The sequence below is a fragment of the Aeromonas sp. ZOR0002 genome (genome assembly GCF_963866995.1).
Taxonomy (GTDB): Bacteria; Pseudomonadota; Gammaproteobacteria; order Enterobacterales; family Aeromonadaceae; genus Aeromonas; species Aeromonas caviae.
In genome coordinates this window covers 1-3,555 of the sequence record NZ_CAWMFQ010000158.1, presented here as the reverse complement: position 1 = coordinate 3,555, position 3,555 = coordinate 1, and the positions used below count along the sequence as shown (strand labels likewise).

The window sequence follows — 3,555 nt, the reverse complement described above, 5'->3', positions numbered from 1 at the left end:
GGTGGGCGCCGCCAGCATGGTGGCCTTCTTTGCCGCGAGCCCCGTGGCCCAGGCCGTGGCCGCCGCCACCCGGCCGCTGCTTGGCTTCCAGGCCGTGCCCGCCTCGGTGGCCGACACCATAGTGGTGCCGCCCGGCTACCAGGCCGAGGTGCTGATCGCCTGGGGAGATGCCCTCTTCCCCGACGCCCCCGCCTTTGCCCAAAGCAACGACGCCAAGGCCCAGGCCCGCCAGTTTGGCGACAACAACGACGGTATGAGCTTCTTCTCCCTGGGGCCGGATCGCGCCCTGCTCGCCGTCAACAACGAATACACCAACTACGAATACCTGTTTGCGGATGGCGGCAAGACCCTCAGTGCAGAGGCTGTCGCCAAGGCTCAGGCGGCCCACGGGGTTTCCCTGGTGGAGCTGGTGCGCATCGATGGCAAGTGGCAGGCCAACCCCAAGGGGGCCCTCAACCGCCGCATCACCGCCACGACCCCCATGACATTGAGCGGCCCGGCGGCGGGCCATGCCCTGCTCAAGACCCAGGCCGATCCCGAGGGGCGCACCGCCCTTGGCACCTTCAACAACTGCGCCAATGGCCAGACCCCCTGGGGCACCTACCTCACCTGCGAGGAGAACTTCAACGGCTACTTCGGCAGCGAGGGCAAGCCGGAGCTGGACCAGCGCGCCGCCCGCTACGGCTTGGCCGCCGAGGATGCGGGCTTTGGCTGGCACAGGTTCGACGAGCGCTTCGATCTCGCGAAGCATCCCCAGGAGCCGCACCGCTTCGGCTGGGTGGTGGAAATCGATCCCCGCGATCCCGCCTCCACCCCGAAGAAGCGTACCGCCCTTGGCCGCTTCAAGCATGAGAATGCGGCCTTCACCATCAACCAGGATGGCCGCGCCGTGGTCTACCTCGGCGACGACGAGCGGGGGGAGCACATCTACCGCTTCGTCTCGAAGAACAAGGTGGCGCCGGGCAACGATCCTGCGAACCGGGATCTGCTGGATGAGGGCACCCTCTATGTGGCTCGCTTCGAGGCGAGGGAGGGGGAGCTCAAGGGCACCGGCCAGTGGCTGCCCCTGGTGCACGGCGAGCACGGTCTGACCCGGGAGAACGGCTTCGCCGATCAGGGGGAGGTGCTCATCTTCGCCCGGGAGGCGGCGACCCGGCTCGGCGCCACCACCATGGACAGGCCCGAGTGGGTGGCCGTGCATCCCCACAGAGCCGAGGTCTACTGCACCCTGACCAACAACAAGAACCGCGGCCTCAAGGAGAACCAACCTCTCGATGGCGCCAACCCCAGGGCCGAGAACCCCTATGGCCAGATCATCCGCTGGCGCCCGATGGGGGACGATCACGGGAGCGACAGCTTCGAGTGGGATCTCTTCCTGCTGGCGGGCAACCCTGGCGTGCACAAGGAGGGGCTGATGGCGGGCAGTGCCAACATCCATCCGGACAACATGTTCAACAGCCCGGACGGCATCGGCTTCGACGAGGCGGGGCGGCTCTGGATCCAGACCGACGGCGACTACTCCAACGAGAAGCAGTTTGCCGGCATGGGCAACAACCAGATGCTGTGCGCGGACCCGGCGAGTGGCGAGGTGCGCCGCTTCCTGACCGGCCCTGTGGCCTGCGAAATAACGGGCCTCACCTTCAGCCCGGACTGGCGCACTCTGTTCGTTGGGGTGCAGCACCCGGGTGAGGAGGGGGCGCCCTCCCATTTCCCGGACGGCGGCACCGCCATTCCCCGCTCCGCTGTGTTGCGGATCACCCGGGACGATGGCGGCATCATCGGCGCCTGATGGCCCGGAATAACCGCCTGGCCCGTGATGACAAAAGCCGCCTTCGGGCGGCTTTTTTTGTGGGTGTGGCGGGCGGGAGACAAAAAAAGACCGGGTACGGGACCCGGTCAAAAAACCCGCGCATTCAGGGAAGAAGTGCGGGCGTTCAGGCTTGGTGGCGGGGCCGGGCATCGGCCCCCGATCCGGTGTCGGGGTGAGTGGCGTCACCCCGGCGTCAATGCGGGCTATTCGCGCTCCAGTGCGTGGATGGGATCCAGCCTGGCGGCCCGGCGGGCCGGGGCGAAGCCGAATATTACCCCGATCAGGCTGGCGCAAAGGCAGGCCACCCCCATGGCGGCAAGGGAGTAGCTCATCCGGACGCCGCTGCTGAAGTGGTCGAACAGCTGGCCCAGCACCAGGGAGAGGACGATGCCGAGCACGCCCCCCAGCAGGCAGATCAGCACGGCTTCAATGAGGAACTGCTGCTGGATGTCCCGGGTCCGGGCGCCGACCGCCATCCGCACCCCTATCTCCCGGGTGCGCTCGGTGACCGAGACCAGCATGATGTTCATCACCCCTATGCCCCCGACGATCAGGGAAATGAGGGCGATGAGGGCGATCAGCGTGGTCAGGGTGGCGCTGGTCTGGCTGATGGTCTGGCGGATGCTGTCGGTGTTGAGCAGGAAGAAGTCCTGGCTGCCGTGGCGCAGGGTGAGCAGGCGGCTGATGCCATCCTGGGCGGCGTCCAGGCTCACCTCGTCCCGCACCCGCACACTGATGCTGCGCAGATGGCTCTGCCCCAGCAGGCGGCTCATGGCGGTGGTATGAGGGATCCAGACGTTGAGGGTCTCATCGCTGCCAAAGCCGCTCTGGTTCTTGATGGCGACCCCGATCACCCGGCAGGGCAGATCCCCCAGCAGGATCACCTGGCCCAGGGGGGACTGGGTCGGGGCGAACAGCTTGTCCCGGGTGTGCTCGTCGATCACCACCTCCTGGGCCAGGCTCTCCTCGCTCTGGCGATCAAAGCCCATGCCCTGGGCCAGGCGATAGCCCCTGACCTGGAAGAACTGGGCGCCGACGCCGTTGATGGTGCCGGAGACGGCGGTGCTGCCAAGACGCAGGGTGGCGCTGGTGCTGAGGCTGGGGGTGACGCTGTGCACGTAGTCCAGCCGGGCGATGGCCTCGGCGTCCCCGATCCGCAACGTCTGTATGGTAGCGGAGCGCATGTCCCCGAAGCCGCGGCCGGGGAACACTTCCAGGGTGCTGGTGCCCATGGCGTTGATGTTCTCCAGCACCCGCTCCCGGGAGCCCTGGCCGAGGGCCACCACGGTCACCACCGAGGCGATGCCGATGATGATGCCGAGCATGGTGAGAAAGGTGCGCAGCCGCTGGGCGACCATGGCCTTGAGCGCCATCTGCAGGGCATTCCCGAGCCCCGCCATCAGCGGGGTCTTCCCCCTGGCGGACGTCTTGGTGGCGGCCAGGGTCGCCTGGGAAAGGGCCAGTGGCTCGCGCGTGCGGCGATCGGCGATCACCCGGCCATCTTTCAGTTTGATGATCCGCTCGGCGTGGCGGGCGATATCCATGTCGTGGGTGACGATCACCAGGGTGTGGCCCTGGCGATGCAGGGCCTGAAGGCTCGCCATCACCTCGGCGCCGCTCTGGCTGTCGAGGGCCCCGGTCGGCTCGTCGGCCAAGATCACCTCGCCGCCGTTGATGAGGGCGCGGGCGATGCTGACCCGCTGCTGCTGGCCGCCGGAGAGCTGGCTCGGCTTGGGTTCGAGCCG

Annotated in this window: 2 protein-coding genes; one reads left to right on the top strand and one right to left on the bottom strand. The window is 67.7% G+C overall.

The features are described from left to right. Positions 1-1,789: PhoX family protein (locus tag AACR77_RS09415; RefSeq protein WP_231563196.1), on the top strand; the 1,789-nt coding region annotated here is incomplete at its 5' end. Between the two features lie 224 nt (positions 1,790-2,013). Here AACR77_RS09415 and AACR77_RS09410 read toward each other — a convergent pair. Then, positions 2,014-3,555: MacB family efflux pump subunit (locus AACR77_RS09410; protein ID WP_042881015.1), on the bottom strand; the 1,542-nt coding region annotated here is incomplete at its 5' end.